Source organism: Kutzneria sp. 744 (assembly GCF_000568255.1).
Lineage (GTDB): Bacteria > Actinomycetota > Actinomycetes > Mycobacteriales > Pseudonocardiaceae > Kutzneria.
Map to the genome: position 1 here is coordinate 842,446 of NZ_KK037166.1, position 2,418 is coordinate 844,863.

Annotated in this window: 1 protein-coding gene and 1 pseudogene; both read right to left on the bottom strand. The window is 69.1% G+C overall.

Features of this window, described 5'->3' with window-relative positions:
* Nucleotides 1–11: 11 nt before the first annotated feature.
* Nucleotides 12–1,685: a cellulase family glycosylhydrolase gene (locus KUTG_RS03640; RefSeq protein ID WP_232240640.1), complete on the bottom strand. Its 1,674-nt coding sequence runs from the start codon at nt 1,683–1,685 to the stop codon at nt 12–14.
* 40 nt (nt 1,686–1,725) lie between these two features.
* A pseudogene (locus tag KUTG_RS03645) lies at nt 1,726–2,418 on the bottom strand (glycoside hydrolase family 43 protein); the annotation flags it as partial.

The following is a 2,418-nucleotide window of genomic DNA, read 5'->3' on the forward strand; positions in this document are numbered from 1 at the left end:
CCGCCGGGTCATCAGGACGAGGAGCCGGTCACCGCGCTGCCCGACTTCGTCACGTGGTACGTGACGGTGGCGCCGCTCCAGAAGTGGAAGGTCAGCGTCACCGGCGCGTTGTCGTTGACCGCCTTGAAGAAGTCGGCGGTGAGAACAATGCCGTTGTCGGCGTAGTGGGGTGCGAAGGCGCTGTTGAACTGCTGGTAGGAGGTCCAGTTGGCGGGGCCGGCGTTGGTGCCGTCGGCGTACTTGGCCTCCATGGTGGCCAGCACGTCACCGCGGAACTGAGTGGGCACGGTGAAGGAGCTCGTCGTGCCGGTGGCGGCGGACAGCGCAGGCGGGTCGTTCGTGATCACCTTGAGCTGCCACGGAAGCCCGGCGGAGAACCGAGCCTCGATCGTCGCGTTCACCCCGTACGCCCGGTTGCCGACCAACCGCGTCAGCCCGGCGGCCGTGAGCGTGAGCTGGTCGCCGGAGACCGTGTAGTCCCGGCGCTCGACCAGACGGGTGTTGCCCTGCCACAGGCCGCGGAAGGTCGTGCCGTTGAGGTTCAGTGTCAACTTCTCGTCGCCGATCGGGCTCGACTTCGGCACGAAGACCAGGTCCGAGGAGGCGGTGGCGGAGCGCGTGCACCAGCTCGACCTGATCTGTGCGACCAGGGCGGGGTCCCGCCACTGCAAGGTGTCGCGGTTGAGGAAGTTGGCGTCGTCCCACAGCTCGCTCGTGACCCCGGCCAGCCGCGCCTGGTAGCCGAGTTCCTCGTAGTACTTGAGCATCTCGCCCCGCTCGACCGTGTCGGTGGTCGGCTCGCTGAGCAGGCCGTACTCGCCGAGGTAGACCGGAATGCCCTTGGCCACGAACGTGTCGTGCATCCGGGCGAACGCGTCGGTCATGTCCTTCTTGACCTGGGCGTCGAACGTGGTGCCGCCGGCGATGTTCACGCTGAACGGCCAGTAGCCGTAGTAGTGCACGGTGGCGACCAGGTAACGGTCGTGCAGCGAGCTGATGGTGGCGGCCAGGTCGTCCATGAGCTTCTGGTCCGGCGTGCAGCCCAGGGTCGGCAGGACGAGCAGGCGCGTGGCGTTGTTGCCGCCGGACTGGCGGACGATGGTGTGGAACGAGGTGTTCAGCTCGTTCATGAACTGCGTCTTCTGCGCGTCGGTGGCGTTGTTGAACTGCGGCTCGTTGACGCTCTCGAACAGCAGCCTGCTCGACTCGTCCCGGAACTCGGCGGTGATCTGCTGCCAGGTCGCGTCGAAGCGGGCCAGCACCTGGTCGTGCTGGGTGGTCATGTCGGCGATCCACTGCCACGAGTCGTGGTGGACGTTGATCTCGACGTAGAGGCCGTCGGCCAGCGCCCAGTCGACGACCTGCTTGACCCGGCCCAGGAACTTCGGGTCGATCGTGTACGGCGCGGTCGCCGAGGCGTGGCCGCTCCAGGTCACCGGGATCCGGACGCTGTGGAAGCCCTGCGCCCGGATCGTGTCGAACAGGGCCTTGGTGGCGAGCGGGTTGCCCCAGGACGTCTCGTCCGGAATGGCGTCCAGGGTGTTGCCCAGGTTCCAGCCGGGCTGCATGGCCGCCACGGCCTTCATCGGATCCGCGGGCGCCGACTGCGCCGCCGGCGGCGAGGCCGCGCTCGTGCCGGCCGTGAGGCCGGCGGCGGCCAGCGCCAGCAGGACGCTGACCGACATTCGTAACAAGCGTGGTGTCTTCGGCATGGGGTTCCCCTTCTCAGAAGTCGTAGTCGAACCAGTCGAAGTGGACGGTGCCGGCCGCCGCGTACATGCCGAGCACCCGGCCGGTGAAGCCGCCGGCGACCTCGGTCGACAGGTACTTGCCGTCGAGTTCGGCCAGCGCGGTGAGAACCCCGTCGGACTCCGCGCCGAGGCGGATCGTGTCGGGTCCGGTGCGTGCGTCCCGCGCGGCCCGGGGCGCGATCTCGATGGCCAGAACCACCGGACCCGCGGGCAGGGGTTGGGACGCCACAATGCTTCTCAACGGCCCGATGCGGGCGATGACCCGCACTTCGCCGGTGGCGGCCTCGATCTCGTAGTGGTGTTCCTCGTCGAGCCGGACGGCCAGTCCGCCGCGTCCGGTCGAGACGTCGACCAGGGCGCGGGCCTGGCAGGCCAGGTGTTGCTGGCGGCGGCCGACGAACACCACGTCCGGCTTGTTGAGGGAGACGCCGCGTGCACGCAGGGTCAGCCAGCCCGGCCGTTGCATGGTGGTGCAGTGTTCGACGGGACGGTCGCGCAGCGAGATCCAGCACGGCGACAACTCGCCGTGCTCGAAGTCGTCCCGGTGCGAACCGGTGACCTCCGGCCCGGACACCAGGTCGCCGACGACCGGCCAGCCGTCCGTCCACGTCACCGGCGCGAGGAAGGTCTCCCGGCCGAGCACGTGCCAGCCCGGGGTGCCGCCGCC